Source organism: Ancylobacter aquaticus, from assembly GCF_004339465.1.
Lineage (GTDB): Bacteria > Pseudomonadota > Alphaproteobacteria > Rhizobiales > Xanthobacteraceae > Ancylobacter > Ancylobacter aquaticus.
This window is the reverse complement of the sequence record NZ_SMFY01000001.1, coordinates 1,295,526-1,313,219: the sequence shown is the minus strand read 5'-3', so window position 1 is coordinate 1,313,219 and position 17,694 is coordinate 1,295,526. Positions and strand designations below refer to the sequence as shown.

Annotated in this window: 16 protein-coding genes; all 16 read right to left on the bottom strand. The window is 68.7% G+C overall.

Features of this window, described 5'->3' with window-relative positions; all coding sequences use genetic code 11:
* Positions 1-116: 116 nt before the first annotated feature.
* A complete protein-coding gene (locus EV667_RS06000) occupies positions 117-1,568 on the bottom strand; it encodes a gamma-aminobutyraldehyde dehydrogenase (RefSeq protein WP_131834350.1) in 1,452 nt (483 codons plus the stop codon).
* 10 nt (positions 1,569-1,578) lie between these two features.
* Positions 1,579-2,379 (bottom strand): ABC transporter permease, encoded by an 801-nt coding sequence (locus EV667_RS05995; RefSeq protein ID WP_131834349.1) that lies wholly within the window; start codon positions 2,377-2,379, stop codon positions 1,579-1,581.
* 180 nt (positions 2,380-2,559) lie between these two features.
* On the bottom strand, positions 2,560-3,507 hold the full coding sequence (locus EV667_RS05990) for an ABC transporter permease (RefSeq protein WP_131834348.1): 948 nt from the start codon (positions 3,505-3,507) through the stop codon (positions 2,560-2,562).
* Positions 3,504-4,544, bottom strand: coding sequence for an ABC transporter ATP-binding protein (locus EV667_RS05985; RefSeq protein WP_131834347.1), 1,041 nt, complete (start codon positions 4,542-4,544; stop codon positions 3,504-3,506). The genes EV667_RS05990 and EV667_RS05985 overlap by 4 nt, the downstream gene beginning before the upstream one ends.
* Before the next feature lie 148 nt (positions 4,545-4,692).
* Positions 4,693-5,877 carry an ABC transporter substrate-binding protein gene (locus EV667_RS05980; RefSeq protein WP_131834346.1) on the bottom strand — a complete coding sequence of 395 codons (1,185 nt, stop codon included), beginning with the start codon at positions 5,875-5,877 and terminating at the stop codon, positions 4,693-4,695.
* A 279-nt stretch (positions 5,878-6,156) separates the two neighbouring features.
* Entirely contained in the window at positions 6,157-7,068 is a 912-nt protein-coding gene (locus EV667_RS05975; RefSeq protein WP_131834345.1) for a LysR family transcriptional regulator, read from the bottom strand.
* Positions 7,069-7,171: 103 nt separating this feature from the next.
* Complete coding sequence (locus EV667_RS05970) at positions 7,172-8,413, bottom strand: NAD(P)/FAD-dependent oxidoreductase (RefSeq protein WP_131834344.1); 1,242 nt, start codon at positions 8,411-8,413, stop codon at positions 7,172-7,174.
* Complete coding sequence (locus EV667_RS05965) at positions 8,410-9,132, bottom strand: lysophospholipid acyltransferase family protein (RefSeq protein WP_131834343.1); 723 nt, start codon at positions 9,130-9,132, stop codon at positions 8,410-8,412. Before EV667_RS05965 ends, EV667_RS05970 begins: the two co-directional genes overlap by 4 nt.
* Positions 9,133-9,358: 226 nt before the next feature.
* Positions 9,359-11,095 (bottom strand): adenine deaminase, encoded by a 1,737-nt coding sequence (ade, locus tag EV667_RS05960; protein ID WP_131834342.1) that lies wholly within the window; start codon positions 11,093-11,095, stop codon positions 9,359-9,361.
* A 3-nt stretch (positions 11,096-11,098) separates the two neighbouring features.
* Positions 11,099-12,058, bottom strand: coding sequence for an aldo/keto reductase (locus EV667_RS05955; protein WP_131834341.1), 960 nt, complete (start codon positions 12,056-12,058; stop codon positions 11,099-11,101).
* A 100-nt stretch (positions 12,059-12,158) separates the two neighbouring features.
* Positions 12,159-12,944 carry a DeoR/GlpR family DNA-binding transcription regulator gene (locus EV667_RS05950; RefSeq protein ID WP_091440462.1) on the bottom strand — a complete coding sequence of 262 codons (786 nt, stop codon included), beginning with the start codon at positions 12,942-12,944 and terminating at the stop codon, positions 12,159-12,161.
* 98 nt (positions 12,945-13,042) lie between these two features.
* Positions 13,043-14,215 (bottom strand): thiolase family protein, encoded by a 1,173-nt coding sequence (locus EV667_RS05945; RefSeq protein ID WP_131834340.1) that lies wholly within the window; start codon positions 14,213-14,215, stop codon positions 13,043-13,045.
* The gene (locus EV667_RS05940) at positions 14,212-15,621 is read right to left on the bottom strand and encodes an AMP-binding protein (protein ID WP_131834339.1); all 1,410 of its coding nucleotides are present in this window, start codon (positions 15,619-15,621) and stop codon (positions 14,212-14,214) included. Before EV667_RS05940 ends, EV667_RS05945 begins: the two co-directional genes overlap by 4 nt.
* 4 nt (positions 15,622-15,625) lie before the next feature.
* Entirely contained in the window at positions 15,626-16,183 is a 558-nt protein-coding gene (locus EV667_RS05935) for a biotin transporter BioY (protein WP_131834338.1), read from the bottom strand.
* 10 nt (positions 16,184-16,193) lie between these two features.
* Positions 16,194-16,805: an energy-coupling factor transporter transmembrane component T family protein gene (locus EV667_RS05930; RefSeq protein WP_131834337.1), complete on the bottom strand. Its 612-nt coding sequence runs from the start codon at positions 16,803-16,805 to the stop codon at positions 16,194-16,196.
* 82 nt (positions 16,806-16,887) lie between these two features.
* Positions 16,888-17,592 carry an energy-coupling factor ABC transporter ATP-binding protein gene (locus tag EV667_RS05925; RefSeq protein WP_425359019.1) on the bottom strand — a complete coding sequence of 235 codons (705 nt, stop codon included), beginning with the start codon at positions 17,590-17,592 and terminating at the stop codon, positions 16,888-16,890.
* Between the last annotated feature and the right edge of the window lie 102 nt (positions 17,593-17,694).

Genomic DNA, 17,694 nt, shown 5'->3' with positions numbered 1-17,694 from the left:
ACATCGCGCCGCGGCGATCACTTTCGCGAGGCCGCCGGATCATCATACTCCATCCTGGGGAAGGTGCCGACTACCCGGCCGCCTCACCCCGGCCCTTCCCGCAAAGTCGCGGCAAATCAGGCATTCTTCACCATCACATGGCGCACGACGGTATAATCTTCCAGTGCATAGGCGCTGAGATCCTTGCCATAGCCGGACTGTTTCAGCCCGCCATGGGGCATCTCGCTCACCAGCATGAAATGGCAGTTCACCCAGGTGCAGCCATATTGCAGGCGCGAAGCGGTGGCCATGCCGCGCCCGATATCCCGCGTCCATACCGAGGACGCGAGGCCATAATCGCTGTCATTGGCCCAGCCCACGGCCTCGTCCACATCCGTGAAGCGCGTGACCGAGACGACGGGCCCGAACACCTCGCGACGGACGATCTCGTCGGATTGCAGGGCTCCGGCCACCACGGTCGGCTCGTAGAAGAAGCCCTTGCCCGTGCCGGATCCCCCCGCAACCTTGCCGCCGGTGGCGATCTCGATGTGATTGAGCTCGGACGCACGCTCCACGAAGGAGGCGACGCGGGCGCGCTGGCGGGCGGAGATGAGCGGGCCGATGTCGTTCTCGCCGTCATCTGCCTGCCCAAATTTGAGCCCTGACACAGCGGAAGCGAGGTCCGCCACCAGTTTCTCGTAGACCTTTGCGCCGGCATAGATGCGGCAGGCTGCGGTGCAGTCCTGCCCGGCATTGTAGTAGCCGAAGACCTTGACCCCTTCGACCACGGCGTCGATGTCGGCATCGTCGAACACGAGGACCGGCGCCTTGCCACCGAGTTCGAGATGGGTGCGCTTCACCGTCCTCGCGGCCGCCGTCAGCACCTTCTTGCCGGTGGCGATGTCGCCGGTGAGCGAGACCATCGCCACCTTGGGATGATTGATCAGCGCATTGCCGACGCTCTCGCCGCGCCCGACGACCACATTGACCACGCCCTCCGGAAAGATGTCGGCGATGATCTTCGCCAGCTTTAGCAGGGTCAGCGGCGTCTGCTCGGAGGGCTTGATGACCACCGTGTTGCCGCCCGCCAGTGCCGGGGCGAGCTTCCACGCCGCCATCATCAACGGGTAGTTCCACGGCGCGATCGAGGCGACGACACCGATCGGATCGCGGCGGATCATCGAGGTGTGGCCGGCCATGTACTCGCCGGCAACCATGCCATGCTGGGTGCGCGCCGCGCCGGCGAAGAAGCGGAAACAGTCGACCACGCCGGGCAGTTCGTCGTTGAGCACCGCATGGCGTGGCTTGCCGCAGTTCAGCGCCTCCAGCGTGGCGAAGGATTCCGCTTCGGCCTCGATGCGGTCCGCCAGCTTCAGCAACATGTAGGAACGCTCGGCCGGCGTGGTGCGCGACCAGGTGCGAAACGCCTTGTCGGCGGCGTTCACCGCCGCGTCGATCTGGTCCGGCGAGGCCTCCGGCAGGTCGATCAGCGTTTCCTCGGTCTTCGGGTTCAGCACCGTTTCCGGCGTTTCCGTGCCGGCGACGAAGGCGGAGCCAATCAGCATGTCGGTATCGGAAAGGGCAGTCATGGGGCGTCTCCTATTTTCCCGAGCCGGCCACCGCCTCGCCGTGGCGGGTGAGGTAATAGGCGGCGAGGATGGGCAGGAAAGTCACAAGGATCACGAGCACGGCGACCACGTTGGTGACGGGCCGCTGGCGCGGGCGAATGAGTTCGGACAGCATCCATATCGGCAATGTCGATTGCTGGCCGGCGGTAAAGGTGGTGACGATGACCTCGTCGAAGCTCAGCGCGAAGGCGAGCATGCCGCCGGCCAGCAGCGCCGTGCCGATATTGGGCAGGATCACCAGCCGGAAGGTCTGGAACGCATCCGCGCCGAGATCCATCGATGCTTCGATGAGCGAGGGAGAGAGCCTTCTCAGCCGGGCGACCGCGTTGTTGTAGACGACGACGATGCAGAAGGTCGCGTGGCCGAGCACGATGGTCCAGAGCGAGAACGGTATCTCCATCAGCCCGAACGCCTGGCGCAGGGCGATGCCGGTGACGATGCCCGGCAGGGCGATGGGCAGCACGAACAGCAACGAAATCGGCTCGCGGCCGAAGAACCGCGCCCGCGCCAGCGCTCCCGCTGCCAGCGTGCCGAGGATCAGCGCCAGCACGGTGGCGATGCTTGCCACCTTCAGCGACAGTCCGACCGCCGCCCAGATATCGGCCCGCCCCCACACCACGCCGAACCATTTCAGCGTGAAGCCGGGCGGGGGAAAGGCGTAGCTCTTCTCTTCCGTGGTGAAGCAGTAGAGCAGGATGAACAGCAGCGGGATGTGCAGGAAGGCAAGCCCGCCAATGGCGGCGATCTTGAGCGAGAGCGGGGCGCGGGTCATGGGGTGGCGCTCCCGCTGAACCGAGGCAATGAGGCCGGGAGAGTTTTTCCTGGGTCCCGGATCGGTGCTCCATCTGCGGTGTCGCTTGCCCGGGACACGAGCGACGTTCCGTTTCCCGGACAAGCCGCGCGTGGCGCGGCGCTGATCCGGGACCCAGCAAAGACCCTGTCTCCGAAACCCTCACAGCGCATCGAATGCCCCCGTGCGCTTGGCGAGCGTCAGGAACACTGCCATGACGAGGATCGGCACCAGCGAGAAGGCGGCGGCGAGCGGGATGTTCCCGGCCGTGCCCTGCAGCGTGTACACCGCCTGCCCCAGCACCAGCGCCGAGGTGCCGATGATCTGCGGCACGATGTAGTCGCCCAGCGTCAGCGAGAAGGTGAAGATCCCCCCCGCCACCACGCCCGGCATTGCCAGCGGCAGGATAACGGTGCGGAAGACAAGGCCCGGCGCGGCCCCGAGATCGCCGGCCGCCTCGATCAGATGCGGCGGCACCCGCTCCAGCGCCGCCTGGACGGGGAGGATCATGAACGGCAGCCAGAGATAGGTGAAGGTCAGCACCATGCCGGTATAGCTGACCGACAGCGACGGCCCGCCCACCAGCGGCAGCGCCAGCCACGCCTCCAGCGCGCCGCCAAGCCCCAGCTTGCCGGCGAGCCAGCCAATGGCGCCCTCCCTGGCGAGCAGAAGCTTCCAGCCATAGACCTTGACCAGATAGCTCGACCACAGCGGCATCATCACCGCGAGATAGAACGCCGCCTTCACTTTCGGCCCGGCATACCGCGCCGCGTAGTAGGCGATGGGAAAGGCGATGACCGCGCAGAGCAGCGTGACGGCGCTTGCGATGCCGACCGTGCGCAGCACGATGTCGAAATTGGCCGGGCGGAACAGTTCGAGCAGCGTCGCCGTGGTCGGCTCGCGCACGATGGTGCCGGAGAACTCGTCGATCGAGAAAATCGACTGGCCGAGGAAGACGAACAGGCTGCCGAGATAAACCAGCCCCAGCCACAGCAGTGGCGGCACGAGCAGCAGCAGCGTGAGCAGCCGCGCCCGGCGCACCAGAATGTCGGAGAGCCGGCGCAGCAGGCCCTCGCGCGGGGCGGGAAGATCGAGCGTGGCAAGGCTCATTCCTCGCCCTCCATCGCCCGTACCGCACCCGCCGGCACGGCCAGCCGGACGCTGGCCCCCGCCATCACGCCCGCCGCAGCGGCGGGAATGGCGGCGGTGAGGGCCAGCCCGTCGGCGCTCAGCACGCTGACGCGGCGCACAGGGCCCTGATAGGACACCTCTGTGACGCGGGCCTCGATGAGGCTCGCCCCTTCCGGCGCCGGCGCGCCGGGGGCGAGCAGCGCGATCTTCTCCGGCCGCAGGCTGGAAGGTCGGGCCGGGCCGCCCAGCGCCTGTGCCTGCGACGCCTCAAGCACATTGGCCGAGCCGACGAAGCGGGCGACGAAGCGCGTCGCCGGCCGCTCATAAACCTCTTCCGGCGGCCCGACCTGCACGATCCGCCCCTCGTTGAACACGGCGACGCGGTCGGCCATGGAGAGCGCCTCGCTTTGGTCATGGGTGACAAACACGAAGGTGAGGCCGAGCGCCCGCTGCAGCCCCTTCAACTCGCTCTGCATTTCCTCGCGCAGCTTGAGGTCGAGCGCGCCGAGCGGCTCGTCCAGCAGCAGCACCTTGGGACGCACCACCAGCGCCCGGGCAAGCGCCACGCGCTGGCGCTGGCCGCCGGAAAGCTGCGCCGGGCGGCGCGCCTCCATGCCGGCGAGCTTCACCATGGCCAGCGCATCGCGCGCCATCCGGTCGCGATCGGTTCTGCCGATACCCCGCACCCGCAGCCCATAGGCGACATTCTCGCCGACCGAAAGGTGCGGGAACAGCGCGTAATCCTGGAACACGGTGTTCACCGCCCGGCGATAGGGCGGCAGGCCTTCCACCGTCTCGCCGAAAATCTCGATATGGCCGGCATCGGGCTGCTCGAAGCCGGCGATGAGGCGCAGGCAGGTCGTCTTGCCCGAGCCGGACGGGCCGAGCATGGCGAAGAACTCGCCCGGTGCGATGGAGAGATCAACGCCGTCCACCGCCCGCACCGTGCCGAAATGCCTGACGACACCGGCAAATCGGACGGCAGGCGTGGCGATGGGGGCGGCGTGAACGTGCATAAGGAAGACCCGTGTGCGCGCGCCACGTCATCCTGAGGTGCGAACGAAGCGAGCCTCAAAGGATGCCGAGCTACCGATCTCAATGGACACCCCTCAAAGCCCGGGCGTACGCCCGGGCACCTCAGGATGACGTCGGTTGTATCGAACCCTACCGCCCGCCGAGGACGGCGATGTAGTCCGACACCCAGCGGTAATAGGGAATGCAGCCTTCCGCCTGGGTGGCGCATTTGGCGACCGGCGTGCGCCAGAAATGGATGCGCTCGAACTCTTCCATGCCGTTGGTCGTGCAGCCTTCCGCACCCAGCAACTCATTGCCCTTGCAGGCAGCGGGGACGGCGGGCACCGAGCCGAACCAGGCGGCGAGATCGCCCTGCACCTTGGGCGAGAGCGAATGCTCCATCCACATATAGGCGCAGTTGGGGTGGGCGGCGTCGGCGTGCATCATGGTGGTGTCGGCCCAGCCGGTCGCCCCTTCGCTCGGAATGGTGGAGGCGATCGGCTTCTTCTGGCTTTTCAGAAGGTTGACCTGGAACGGCCAGGAAGACGAGGCAACGACGCCCTCATTGGTGAAGTCGTCGATCTGGATCATCGCGTCGTGCCAGTAGCGCTGCACGATCTTGCGCTGCTGGCGAAGCAGATCGAGCGCCGCCTTGTACTGCGCCTCGGTCAGTTCATAGGGGTCCTTGATGCCGAGCTCAGGTTTATGGGTCATCAGATAGAGCGCGGCGTCGGCGATGTAGATCGGCCCGTCAAAGGCCTGGATGCGGCCCTTGTTGGACTTGCCGTCCGGCAGGGTCTGCTCCTCGAACACCACGTTCCAGCTCTTGGGCGCCGCGCCCTTGAACGCTTCCGTGTTGTACATCAACACGTTGGAGCCCCACTGGTAGGGCGTGCCGTAGTGCACGCCGTTCACCGTGTGCCACGGCGCGTCCTGCAGGCGGGGGTCCACCGTGCCCCAGCTCGGGATCAGCTTGGTGTTGACGGGGGCGACCTTCTTGCCGGCGATGAGGCGGAGCGAGGCGTCGCCCGAGGCGGTGACGAGGTCAAAGCCGCCCTCATTCATCAGCGCGACCATCTCGTCCGAGGTGCCAGCGGTCTTCACATTGACCTTGCAGCCGGTCTTGGTCTCGAAAGCCGTGACCCAGTCATACGCCTTGTCAGTGTCGCCCCGCTCGATATAGCCGGCCCAGGCGACGATATCGACCTTCCCTTCGCCCTTGCCGACCGACGTCATTTCCGCAGCAAAAACAGGGCTTAGCGCGAGAGAGACACTGGCGGCGAGCGCCGGCAGATGCAGATAACGGGCGATGGTCGGCCGGGAGATGTGCGGCATGGTCTGTCCCTCTGTTCTGCGGGCGCTGGCCGCCCCTTGAAGCGAGTGTGCCGCCGCGCCGCGCCGGGCACCACACCAAAGAACAGAAGGCAGATATCGGAAAAGTCGATGAGTACGGATTAGGCGAATGTCGGCGGCTAACTCCGTTCGTGCCCTCATGGCCGGGCCTGACCCGGCCACACAGATTTTGGCCGGGCGTGAACGGCAAGCCTGGGTCCCCGGGTCACGCCCGGGGATGAGGGCGGGTAGTGGGGGATGGCAAACAGGGCGCCCGAAATCCTACCTTCCCCGCCCGCCATGCCGGGTGACGGCGATGGACACGAAGCCGGCGGCGGCGGGCGACAGCGGCGAGCCACGCCGCCAGGCGGTCGCCACCTCCACCGCCGGCACATTGTCGATCAGCGTGCGGGCCTCGATCTTGTCGCCTTCCAGCGACCAGGGCCGGTAGGTGAGGTCCGGCAGCACCGCCACGCCCGCCCCCGTCGCCACCAGCGAGCGCACCGCTTCCACCGAGCGGGTGCGGAACGCCACCGGCGGGCGGATGCCGAGCCGGCGCCAGACGATTTCCGACGCCTCGGCGATTTCGTCAATGGTAAGAAGCACATGAGGCTCCTCTGCGAGATCGCGCAGGCTCACCCGCTCCTCCACCAGCGCCGGATGGCCGAGCGGCATCCACACCCGATAGGGCGAGACCTCCACCGCCTGCGTCTGCAGCGCGGCCGACTGCCGGCCGGGTGGCAGCACCATGACGGCAACATCCAGTTCGCCGCCGACCAGCAGGTGTTCGAGATAGTCGCCGGCATCCTCCACCGCCTCCACCGCGACGCCGGGAAAGGCACGGCGGAAGCGGGCGATGAGGTCGGAGTAGATGTAGCCGGCGACCAGAGGCGTCACCCCGACCGCCAGCCGCCCCGTCAGCGCCGCCGTCTCCGGCCCCGCCAGCGCGCGCCGCGCATCGGCGACGTCGCCGAGGATTTTTCGCGCGTGGCGCAGGAAATGGTGGCCCTTGAGGGTGAGGTCGACGCCGCGCGCATGGCGCTCCAGCAGCTTGAAGCCGAGGTCCAGCTCCAGTTCGCGCAAGGCTTCGGTCACGGTCGACTGCGAGATCGACAGCGTGTGCGCGGCCGAGGAGACGGAACCGTTTTCCGCCACCGCGACGAGATACTGAAGCTGGCGCAGCGAAAAGGCCATCGGAAGTTCCGGGGGGAAAGGCCCCCGGCGAGTGTAGTCGCCCGCTTTCGCCCCGCCTAGCTGGCGATTCCGTGGCCAAGCACGCCAGCCACGCCACCGGAGTCTATTTTGCCAGCAGGCTCTTCAGCTCGAACCCCTCATTGCCCGCCTGTTCGGGGGTGAGCGTCGGGGTTCCGGCGAGGAGGCGGCGGCCGAGCATGTGGTCGGCGCCGCGGTTCACGCTCTCGATGGCGGTGAGCACGCCGTCGCGGAAGCGGAACACCGAAAAGCGCCGCGAGGCGGGATCGCCGCGCAGCACCGCGATATCGGTCGGTGCGGCAAGGCCGACCATCTGCAGCTTGAGATCGGCCTGGTCGCTCCAGAACCACGGCACGGCCTCGAAGGGCAAGGGTTCTCCCGTCGGCGCCACCTTGCCGGTGAGCCGATGGGCGAGGCTGCGGGCCTGGTCGGCGGCGTTCTGCACCGATTCGAGCCGCACATGTGCCCCGGCAAAGCGGCTGGGATAGGCCACCGCGTCGCCCAGCGCCGAGATCGCCGGGTCGCTGGTGGCCAGATGCGCGTCGACGACGATGCCGTTCGCCACCTCTAGCCCCGCCCCGGCGGCGAGTTCCACATTCGGCACCACGCCGATGCCGACCAGCACGAAATCGGCGGGGTGGACCGTGCCGTCGCCGGTTTCGACGCCGGTGACATGACCCGCCTCACCCCGAAGCCCGATGACGCCGGCGCCGAGCACGAGTTTCGTGCCCATGGCCGCATGAGCGTCCGCGAAGAAGGCGGACATGTCCGGCGAGACTGCGCGGGCCAGCACGCGGCTCGCCCCTTCCAGCACCACAACCTCATGGCCCAGCGCACGGGCGACGGCGGCGAATTCCAGCCCGATGAAGCCGGCGCCGATCACCACCACGCGGCGGGCGACGTCGAGCTTGCCCTTGAGCGCGTCGGCATCGGCGAGGGTGCGCAGGTAGAACACGCCGGCGAGGTCGTGGCCCGGCACCGGCAGCGGCCGGTTGCGGGCGCCGGTGGCGAGGATGAGATGGGCGTAGGGCAGGCTCTCGCCGCCCTCCAGCAGCAGGCGCTTGCCGGGACGGTCGATGGCGGTGGCGCGGGCGTTGATAAGTTCGATGCGGTGGTCGGCATAGAAGGCGGCCGCGCGCAGCTCGATCTGCTCGATGCCGGCCTCGCCCTTCATGTAGGCCTTGGAGAGCGGGGGGCGCTGATAGGGCAGGCCCGGCTCGTCGCCGACCAGCACCAGCCGCCCCTCATAGCCGGAGTCGCGCAGCGAGGCGGCGGCCTGAAAGCCGCCCTGCCCGGCGCCGACGATAACGATGCCCGCCTCGCTCATGTCGTCGTCCCTTCCTGCGCCACCAGCCGGTCGCGCTCCGCATAGATCGCCTCGGTGAGCCTGGCCATGAACTCGCGATCCGGCAGGCCGGGCGGAATGGGCGGCAGGTAGGAGACGGTGATGGTGCCGGGCCGGATGGCGAAGCTGCGCGCCGGCCAGAACAGCCCGGCATTGTTCACGACCGGCACCACGGGCAGGTTCAGCGCCTTGTAGAGCAGCAACACGCCGCGATGGAACTCGGCCCGCTCGTCCACCGCGCGGCGGGTGCCCTCGGGGAAGATGAGCAGGTTGCGGCCGGCCTCGCTCGCCTCTCGCCCCTCGCGGAACATCTTCTTCACCGAGGAGGCGCCGCCGGCGCGGTCGATGGCGATCATCGGCGAGCGCCGCAGGAACCAGCCGAACACCGGGATGCGGTACAGCTCTTCCTTCAGCACGATGGCGACATCGGGGATCAGCACGGCGGCGGCGATGGTCTCGAAGGCGGACTGGTGGTTGCCGACATAGAGCGCCGGCTCGGGCGGCCGGTTCGCTTCGCCGACCGTGCGGTAGGCGAGCCCGACGAGGCGCAATATCGCCATCACCCCGCCGGCCCAGAAGCGCGAGAAGCGTCGGGTCAGCGGCGGCCGGTCGCGCAACGCAAAATAGGGGATGCTCACGGCGAGCAGCAGCGTCCACAGGACGAGCAGCACGAGGAAGACGGTTGAGCGCAGGCGGGCCATCGGCGGGGGATCTCGAACGGGGTGCGCAGGTCTAGCAGATCGAGCCGCCTGGCGGGAGGGGCTGCGGGCGGTACCGTGCGGGGGACAAGCGGCGAACGCCTTTCCGCCATCGTCATCCCGGCCGAAGCGCAGCGCAGAGCCGGGATCGTTCCCCGCTCGTCAGCTTCACGTGATCCCGGATCGGTCCTGCGGACCTTCCGGGATAACGGAATGCGAGGCGGCCGCCTCAGCCATTGCCGGCGGGGGGCGGCGGCTCTTCCAGCAGGGCGAAGGCGTTGACATCGAACATGCCGAAATCGGTGATCTTGAGATGCGGGATCACCGGCAGCGGCAGGAATGCGACCTGCAGGAACGGCTCGGCCAGCACCACGCCCAGCGCCTTGGCGGCGGCGCGCAGCGGGATCAGCGCGTCATGCACGTCCTCGAACGGTGTATCCGCCATCAGCCCCGCCACCGGCAGGGCAAGCTCGGCGGTGACAACGCCGCCCTGCGCCACCGCGAAGCCGCCGCGCAGGTCAATAAGCCGGTTCACCGCCAGCGCCATGTCGGCCTCATCGACACCGACCACGGTGATGTTGTGGCTGTCATGCCCGACCGAGGAGGCGATGGCGCCGCGCTTCATGCCGAAACCGTGGACGAAGCCGCGGCCGATATTGCCGTTGCGGCCATGCCGCTCGACGACGCAGACCTTTACCGCGTCCTGTTCGAGGTCGACCTGCTTCGCGCCGTCGACCACGGGCAAATCGAGCCGTACATCCTCGGTGATGATGCGCCCCGGCACGACGCCGATGACGCGCGTGGCGCTCTCCGTCGCGGGGATGGCGAAGTCTTCCGCCGTGATCTTGTTGGCCTTCACCGAGTCGAGACCGACCGGCGCGACGCTGCCGCGCGCAGCAAACAGTTCCGGCGTCACCAGCCGGCCGGCGGAGATAACCTGGCGCACCGAGCAGGCCTCCAGATCATCGACCAGCACGATGTCCGCCCGCCTTCCGGGGGCGATGAGGCCGCGATCCCGCAGGCCGAAGGCATTGGCCGCCGACCAGCTCGCCACCCGGTAGACATGGTGCAGCGGTGCACCGTGGCGGATGGCTTCGCGTATCATGTAGTCGAGATGGCCTTCCTCAGCGATGTCGAGCGGGTTGCGGTCATCGGTGCAGAAGGCCAGAAACGCCGAGGTGTCGGCGGAAATCAGCGGGATCAGCGCGTGCAGGTCTTTTGACACCGAGCCCTCGCGAATGAGGACCGACATGCCCTTCATCAGCTTCTCGCGCGCTTCCTCCAGCCCCGTCGCCTCGTGCTCGGTGCGGATGCCGGCCGCGATGTAGCCATTGAGGTCGCGGCCGCGCAGCAGCGGCGCGTGGCCGTCAATATGCCCGTCGGAGAACAGCGAGAGCTTGGCCAGGCACCCCTCGTCGGCGAACAGCACGCCGGGAAAGTTCATGAATTCGGCGAGGCCAATGCCGCTGGCATGGCCGCGTAGCAGGGCGAGATCGGCCGCCGCCAGTTCGGCGCCGGCGGTCTCGAAAGTGGTCGCCGGCACGCAGGACGAAAGCTGGACGCGCAGGTCCATGATCGTGTGCTCGGCGCAGCGCTGGAAATAGGCGATGCCCTCCATGCCCAGCACGTTCGCGATTTCGTGCGGGTCGCAGATTGCCGTGGTTACGCCGTGCGGCAGCACGCAGCGGTCGAATTCCAGTGGGGTGACCAGCGAGGATTCGACATGAAGATGGGTGTCGATGAAGCCCGGCACGGCGAACAGCCCGGCGCCGTCGATCTCCCGCGCGCCGTCATACTCGCCATAGGTCCCGACAATGCGGTCCCCGACCATGGCGATATCGGTCCGCGTGATGGCGCCTGATATGACGTCCAACAACTGGACGCCTTTGATGACGAGGTCCGCCGGCGCGGTGCCCCGGCCGGCCTCGACAAAGCGTGCGATAGCGGCCGGGCTCTGCGTCGCCATGGTTTAGTCCTTCCCGGCGCTGGCGGTGTCGAGCCGCGCCATGTCGGCGCCGGTGAGCGCAAGGTCCACGCTGGCGACGAGATCGCCGACCTGTTCGAGGCGCGAGGCGCTGGCGATGGGGGCGGTGATGCTGGGGCGCGCGATGATCCAGGCCAATGCCACCTGCGCCGGGGTGGCGCCACGGGCGGCCGCCACCTCGTCGAGCGCGGCGAGGATGCGCTCGCCCCGGGGGTTCAGATATTTCTGCACCAGCGAGGCACCGCGCGTGCTTTTGCCCGCATCCGCCGCGCTGCGGTACTTGCCGGTGAGGAAGCCGGCGGCGAGCGAGAAATAGGGGATGACACCGAGGCCGCTGGCGGCGCAGACCGCCTCGATATCGGCCTCATAGCCGGCGCGGGCGTAGAGGTTATATTCCGGCTGCAGCGTCTCGTAGCGCGGCAGCTTCTCGCGGGTGGAGACGGCGAGCGCCTCGAACAGGCGGGGGGCGGACAGGTTGGAGGCGCCGATGAGCCGCACCTTTCCGGCGCGGATCAGCTCGTCATAAGCGCCCAGCACCTCCTCGAACGGCGTGTCCGGATCGTCGTAATGCGACTGGTAGAGGTCGATCGTGTCGGTCTGCAGCCGCGCCAGCGACGCCTCGACGGCGCTGCGGATATAGTCCGGCTTCAGCGAGACCTTGCCCTGCCCCATGTCGGCGCCGACCTTGGTGGCGATGACGAGGCGGTCGCGATTGCCGCGCGCCTTCATCCAGCGGCCGATGACGGCTTCGGATTCGCCGCCGGTGTGGCCTTCCACCCAGCGCGAATACACGTCCGCCGTGTCGATGAAGCAGAAGCCGGCCTCGAACAGCGCATCGAGCAGGCGAAACGAGGTGGGTTCGTCGGCGGTCCAGCCGAACACATTGCCGCCGATGCACAGCGGCGGAACGAGAATATCGGAGCGTCCGAGGCGGCGCAGTTCCATTCGTCTCTCCTCCGGCGTCGATAGGACAGGGGTGGCGGATGGCACGTTCAGGGCCGAGGCGCCCGCGTTCCCGCCAGCCTCATGTTGCAGTGCAGGGTTCTCAGAACCCGTCCTCGTCAAGCGAACCGACCTCGATCAGTTCCACCTGCTCGCGCTGGCACACATGGCGCAGCTCGGGGGAGGATACGGTGTCGGTGACGAAGGTGTCGACCTCCGACATCGAGCCAATGCGGACCGGCGCCGTGCGCTCCAGCTTGGAACGATCGGCCACCAGGATGATCTGGCGAGCATTGTCGATAATGGCGCGGGCGACCTGCACCTCGCGGTAATCGAAGTCCAGCAGCGTGCCGTCCTCCTCGATCGCCGAGGCGCCGATGACGGCGTAGTCGACGCGGAACTGGCGCACGAAATCCACCGCCGCCGAGCCGATCACCGCCCCGTCGGCATGGCGCACCGGCCCGCCGGCCATGATCAGCTCGATGCGGGGATGGCGGTAGAGCAGCGTCGCTACATTGAGGTTGTTGGTGATGACCAGCAGGTCCTCGTGGTCGGAAAGTGCGCGGGCGACCTCTTCCGTGGTGGTGCCGATATTGATGAACAGCGAGGCACGGTTGGGCACCATGCTGGCGGCCGCCTCGGCGATGGCGCGCTTGGCCCCCTGCGCCATGGCGCGGCGGGCCTCATAGGCGAGGTTCTCGACCCCGGAGGCGACGACGGCGCCGCCATGCACCCGCGACATCAGCCGGCGCACGCACAGGTCGTTCAGGTCCTTGCGGATGGTCTGGGGCGAGACGTCGAAACGGCCGGCGAGGTCCTCGACGCTTACCCGTCCCTGGGCGCGCGCAAGCCCCAGAATGTCCTGCTGGCGTGAGGAGATCGCGTTCATGCGGCCGGAGGCCCTTCTCCCGGGGATCAAGCTCTCGTCTTCTGCGGACGATTCGTCCCGCATCCTGCACAAGGACGCCGGGCGCGGCAAACGCCTGTTTAGAGGCGCTGCAACATGAGCACGCTGGCGAGCCCGCCGGCCGCCGCGATGGCGGCGAGGCCGAGGGCGCCGGACGCCTCCCGCTCCAGTTCGTGGAACTGGCGCACGGCCAGAATCGCCCCCGAGGCGCCGATGGGATGGCCGCGCGCCAGCGCCCCGCCGCCGCGATTGACGCGGGCGGGATCGAGGCCGTTGCGCCAGCAGTTCGTCAGCGCCTGTCCGGCGGAGGCTTCCATCAGTTCGACTACCGGAATCTGCGCCCAGTCGAGTATGTGCCCGTAGCGATCGAGGCGATCGAGATCCATGACGCAGGTTTCGCGGGAGCTTTGCGCCAGGGCGTAGTTCAGCGCCTCCGGCGGGTTGTCCGCGGCGGCCCCGAAGGATTGGGCGAAGAACACCTCGGCCACCGGACGGCCGCCCTGCCGGCGTCGGTCCGCCCAGCCCTCCGAGCCGACCAGCACCATGGCGGCGGCGTCCGCTTCCACCGCGACGCCGGCCGCGTCGAGTTCGCTCTCGCCGTCGCGATGCAGCACCGGCGCGCGGGCGCACAGGGTCGGGGTGAGCGCCCGGGTGAAGCTGTCGATGGAGAGGCCGGCCACCGGCACGATCTCCGCTTCCAGCCGCGCCCGTGCCGCCAGCGCCTTGGCGTGGCTCTCGATGGCGAAGGCCGCCTGCCGCTCGCGGCTTAAACCGCGCGCCGCTCGAGCCAGCACCTCGATCATCTCAGGATCGCGCGCCGGCCAGGGGGTGAAGGGCGGGCGTTCATAGAACACCGGCGCTTCGCCCTTCGCTTTCGGCCGCACCGCGCGCAGAGGAGAGCGGCTGAAACTCTCCACCCCGCCGGCGAGCACGAGACGCGCCACACCCGACTGCACGAGGCAGGCGGCCAGCTGGATGGCGTCGAGCCCGGAGCAGCATTGCGTATCGACGGTCAGCGCCGGCACATAGTCGGAAAAGCCGGCGGCGAGCGCGGCGAGGCGGGCGACATTGCCCCCGCCCGACAGCGCATTGCCGAGAATGACGTAATCCAGCTCTCCCGGTGCCACGCACATCTCATCAAGGCAGGCGCGGAGCACCGGGGCGGCAAGGTCGTGCGCCTCCACCGCGCGAAAGGCGCCGCCACGCGGGGCCACCGCCGTGCGGCGGGCGGCAAGGATGAAGGCGGGTTTCATCGCGCTTGCCTCCCGGTCCTCGTCCGTTCGGCGGCGAACGCCTCCAACGCCCGCAGATTCGCCTTGCCGCCGGACGTGCGCGGCCAGGATTCAAGGGCGAGGAAACGGCGCGGAATCTTCGCCGCCGGCAGCAGGGCGCGGCAGGCGGCGCGCAGGGCCGGCTCGTCAAAGCTCCCGCGCAGCACCGCCACCAGTTCGACCCCGCGCAAATCGTCCGGCAGGCCGAACACGGCGGCTTCCTCGATACCGGCGAGACTGGCGAGCACCGCCTCCACCTCCTCGGGATAGACGTTGAGCCCCGCGGTGACGAGCATGCGCTTCTCGCGCCCATGCAGATAGAGAAAGCCGGCTTCGTCCAGCCTTCCATGGTCGCCAATGGTGAGGAAGTCGCCTTCGCGCCGGGTTTCCGGGGCGCTGCCACAGGCATATTCGTCAAACAGCATGGAACTGCCGACCCAGATCGCCCCCGCCTCGCCCGCCGTCAGGTCGTGGCCCTGCGCGTCGCGGATGCGCAGGGCCACGCCGTGGGCGGCCCGGCCGACAGAGCCCGGCGGCACCGTCTCCTCCGGATGGGCGATAGTGATGAAGCTGGTTTCCGAGGCGCCATAGAACTCGGCAATGCCGGCGTTGGGGAACAGCGCCAGTGTGGCCGCCCGGGTTTCCGCCCGCCATTTGGCGCCCGAGACCATGAGCAGGCACAGGGTCGGGAAACGCTCACCCGCCCCCGCCTCCACCAGCATCTGCAGCTGCGTCGGCGTGGCGTAGAGCGCGGTGACGCCGTGGCGGGCGATGAGCCGCAAGGCGCGGCGCGGGTGGAACTGGCGCATCATCACCGCCCTCGCGCCGATATGCAGCGCGTGGATCACGCCATAGAGATGCAGCGACGCCGCGAGCCCGCCCGGTGCCAGCACCACGTCGTCCGCGCCAAGTCCGAACTCGACCTCGCTGGCGGTGAAACTGTCGATCCAGGAGCGATGCGCGCGCCGGTAGCCCTTGGGCAGGCCGGTGGAACCGGAGGTGAAGCCGACATAGAATGCCGAATCCGGGGCCGGCGGCGGGGGGAACGGGGCAGGCGGCACTTCCCCCAGCGTCTCCAGCGTCAGCGCCGGGATCAGCGCGGCGTCGATGGCGGCGCGGTAAGGCGCGGGCCATGAGGGGTCATAGACCAGCGCCTGACGGCCGCTCACCGCGCAGGCGAGGAACGCCGCCACCAGCTCCGGCGCATTGCCCATGGCGAGTGCCACGCCCTCCCCCGGCGCGGTGCGCGCCGCCAGAAGCGCCGCCATCCCGCTAACCCGCCCGGCAAGGTCGGCCCGGCTCCACAGCTCCTCGTCGCAGACCAGCGCCGGGCGCGCGGGCGCTGCTGCCGCCAGGGCGGGAAGGTTGGCGCCGACGGTGGCGGCCATCGCCTCAGGCGTTGCGCGAGAGCAGCGCCTCCGGCATGCCGCGCGCCACGGTCTGGGCGATCAGCGCCACCAGCACCGCCTTGATGGCGTCACCGGGAATGAAGACGAGGCAGGCCTTGGTGGCGTCAAGCACCGACAGCCCGCCGACCAGCGCGAGGCCGGCAATGCCGAAGGCGTACATCACCACGATGCCGCCGAGCACGGCGGCGATGAGCGCGGCGGGGAAAACGGGCGCGCGGCGCAGCGCCTGCATGATCCAGCCGGCGACGAAAGCCACCGCGATCCAGCCGAAGACAAAGCCGACCGAAGGGGTGAAGAACACGCCGAGCCCGCCGCGCCCGCCGGCCAGCAGCGGCGCGCCGAGCGCGACCACGAACAGCAGCAGCACCATGGCGAGCGCCCCGCGCCAGGCGCCGAGCATCACGCCGGCCAGCATCGCGCCCATGCTCTGGGCGGTGATCGGCACGCCGGCGGCGAAAGGCAGATCGAAGCGCGGAAGCAGGCCGAGCATCGCGAAGATGGCGGCGTAGAGCGCGACCTGAACGAGCGTGCGGTCTTTCATCTGCGGTTCCTCATCTGCGGTTGTGCCGGGGTGCCCCGCCCCGCGCGGCCAGCGCCTCAGCGGTGTGATGGGACAGTCTCACGGTCTGGATACAGAAAGGCGCGAGCAGGCGCCAGCCGCCGCGCTTTCCCGTGCGGGCGCGCCAGGATTCGTTCAGCCCCTCCCATAGTGCGAAGAGCAGCGGGATGAGGCGGATCATCATCGCCACCGCGAGCGCCACCGCACGCGGTGCCACGCCGAACCAGCCGAGTGGGCGCAGCAGCGGCTCGACTGCGTCCATCATCGCGTCCATGCGGGTGGTCATGGTGACGGCATTGGCCAGCAGCACCATGGCGAGGATGCGCGCCAGAACGACAAGGCCGGCGAGAACGTCGCCATTCCACCAATGGAAGGCGAGCAGAATGAGGAAAAGCGGCCAGAGCGGGCGCAGCAGCGCAATCTGCGCCAGCGCGGCCTTGCCGAGCGAGACATAGAGCGCCAGCACCGCCACAAGCAGCCCGGACATCACAGGCAGGCTGTCGAGCGGCGCCAGCGCGAGGCTGATCAAGGCCAGCGCCAGCAGCTTCCAGCCGGCGGGAACCGCGTGCAGCCAGGTGCGCTGGGCCAGATAGAGCGAGATCATCGCGCGGCCCTCCTACCCGGCCCAGTACCGCCGCAGGCGGGGTGCCATCGGTCCGGCGCAGGGGAGTGCGGACGCCGGGCGCTCATGCCAGCGCCTCGGCAAAAGAGCGGTAGGCGGGGACGACCTCGCCGGGCGGGCCGTCGCCGCGCACCCGGCCCTCATGCAGCCAGATCACCCGCTCATAGCCCGCAAAGGCGTCAAGTTCGTGGGCGACGAGGATCACCTGCTGGTCCAGCCCGGCAACCAGCGCCTCCAGCCGGCGGCGGGTGGGCAGATCGAGGCTGGAGAAGGGCTCGTCGAGAATGAGCAACGAAGGCGTCATCACCAGCACGGCGATTATGCACAAAAACTGCTTCTCGCCTTCCGAGAGCGCGTGCACCGGCCGCTCGGCCCAGTGCGCGCGCTCGAAGCGTGCGAGTGCCGGCACCGCCTCCTTCGCCGCCTGCCGACGCGGCATGCCGGCCTGTTCGAGGCTGAAGGCGATCTCCTCGGCCACGGTGGGGAAGATGATCTGGTGGTCCGGGTTCTGGAAGATGAAGCCGACCGTGCGCGGCAATTCGCTCGCCTTTTCGTGGGCATCCAGCCCATGCACGGTGATCCGACCCTTGTCGGCGGCCAGCAGCCCGTTGAGCAGGCGCACCAGCGAGCTCTTGCCGGAGCCATTGGTGCCGATCAGCCCGACACGGCGCTCCGCGATCTCCAGCGAGATGTCGTCCAGCACCACCCGGCCGCCGCGCGTAAGGGTGACGTTCTCCAGGCGGATCAGCGGGGCGTGCGGCACGGGCATGTCCGGGGCGGCAAGAGTCACGGGAAGAGAGACGGGAAAGGTCGAGGGCAATGCCCCGCCGCTTATCGCGTCGGGAGGGTCCGGCTGTCGAGAGGGGAGCGC

Bases quoted from the DNA above. Each gene is read 5' to 3' on its own strand.
- EV667_RS06000 (WP_131834350.1), bottom strand. From the start codon at position 1,568: ATGACTGCCCTTTCCGATACCGACATGCTGATTGGCTCCGCCTTCGTC.
- EV667_RS05995 (WP_131834349.1), bottom strand. From the start codon at position 2,379: ATGACCCGCGCCCCGCTCTCGCTCAAGATCGCCGCCATTGGCGGGCTT.
- EV667_RS05990 (WP_131834348.1), bottom strand. From the start codon at position 3,507: ATGAGCCTTGCCACGCTCGATCTTCCCGCCCCGCGCGAGGGCCTGCTG.
- EV667_RS05985 (WP_131834347.1), bottom strand. From the start codon at position 4,544: ATGCACGTTCACGCCGCCCCCATCGCCACGCCTGCCGTCCGATTTGCC.
- EV667_RS05980 (WP_131834346.1), bottom strand. From the start codon at position 5,877: ATGCCGCACATCTCCCGGCCGACCATCGCCCGTTATCTGCATCTGCCG.
- EV667_RS05975 (WP_131834345.1), bottom strand. From the start codon at position 7,068: ATGGCCTTTTCGCTGCGCCAGCTTCAGTATCTCGTCGCGGTGGCGGAA.
- EV667_RS05970 (WP_131834344.1), bottom strand. From the start codon at position 8,413: ATGAGCGAGGCGGGCATCGTTATCGTCGGCGCCGGGCAGGGCGGCTTT.
- EV667_RS05965 (WP_131834343.1), bottom strand. From the start codon at position 9,132: ATGGCCCGCCTGCGCTCAACCGTCTTCCTCGTGCTGCTCGTCCTGTGG.
- ade (WP_131834342.1), bottom strand. From the start codon at position 11,095: ATGGCGACGCAGAGCCCGGCCGCTATCGCACGCTTTGTCGAGGCCGGC.
- EV667_RS05955 (WP_131834341.1), bottom strand. From the start codon at position 12,058: ATGGAACTGCGCCGCCTCGGACGCTCCGATATTCTCGTTCCGCCGCTG.
- EV667_RS05950 (WP_091440462.1), bottom strand. From the start codon at position 12,944: ATGAACGCGATCTCCTCACGCCAGCAGGACATTCTGGGGCTTGCGCGC.
- EV667_RS05945 (WP_131834340.1), bottom strand. From the start codon at position 14,215: ATGAAACCCGCCTTCATCCTTGCCGCCCGCCGCACGGCGGTGGCCCCG.
- EV667_RS05940 (WP_131834339.1), bottom strand. From the start codon at position 15,621: ATGGCCGCCACCGTCGGCGCCAACCTTCCCGCCCTGGCGGCAGCAGCG.
- EV667_RS05935 (WP_131834338.1), bottom strand. From the start codon at position 16,183: ATGAAAGACCGCACGCTCGTTCAGGTCGCGCTCTACGCCGCCATCTTC.
- EV667_RS05930 (WP_131834337.1), bottom strand. From the start codon at position 16,805: ATGATCTCGCTCTATCTGGCCCAGCGCACCTGGCTGCACGCGGTTCCC.
- EV667_RS05925 (WP_425359019.1), bottom strand. From the start codon at position 17,592: ATGCCCGTGCCGCACGCCCCGCTGATCCGCCTGGAGAACGTCACCCTT.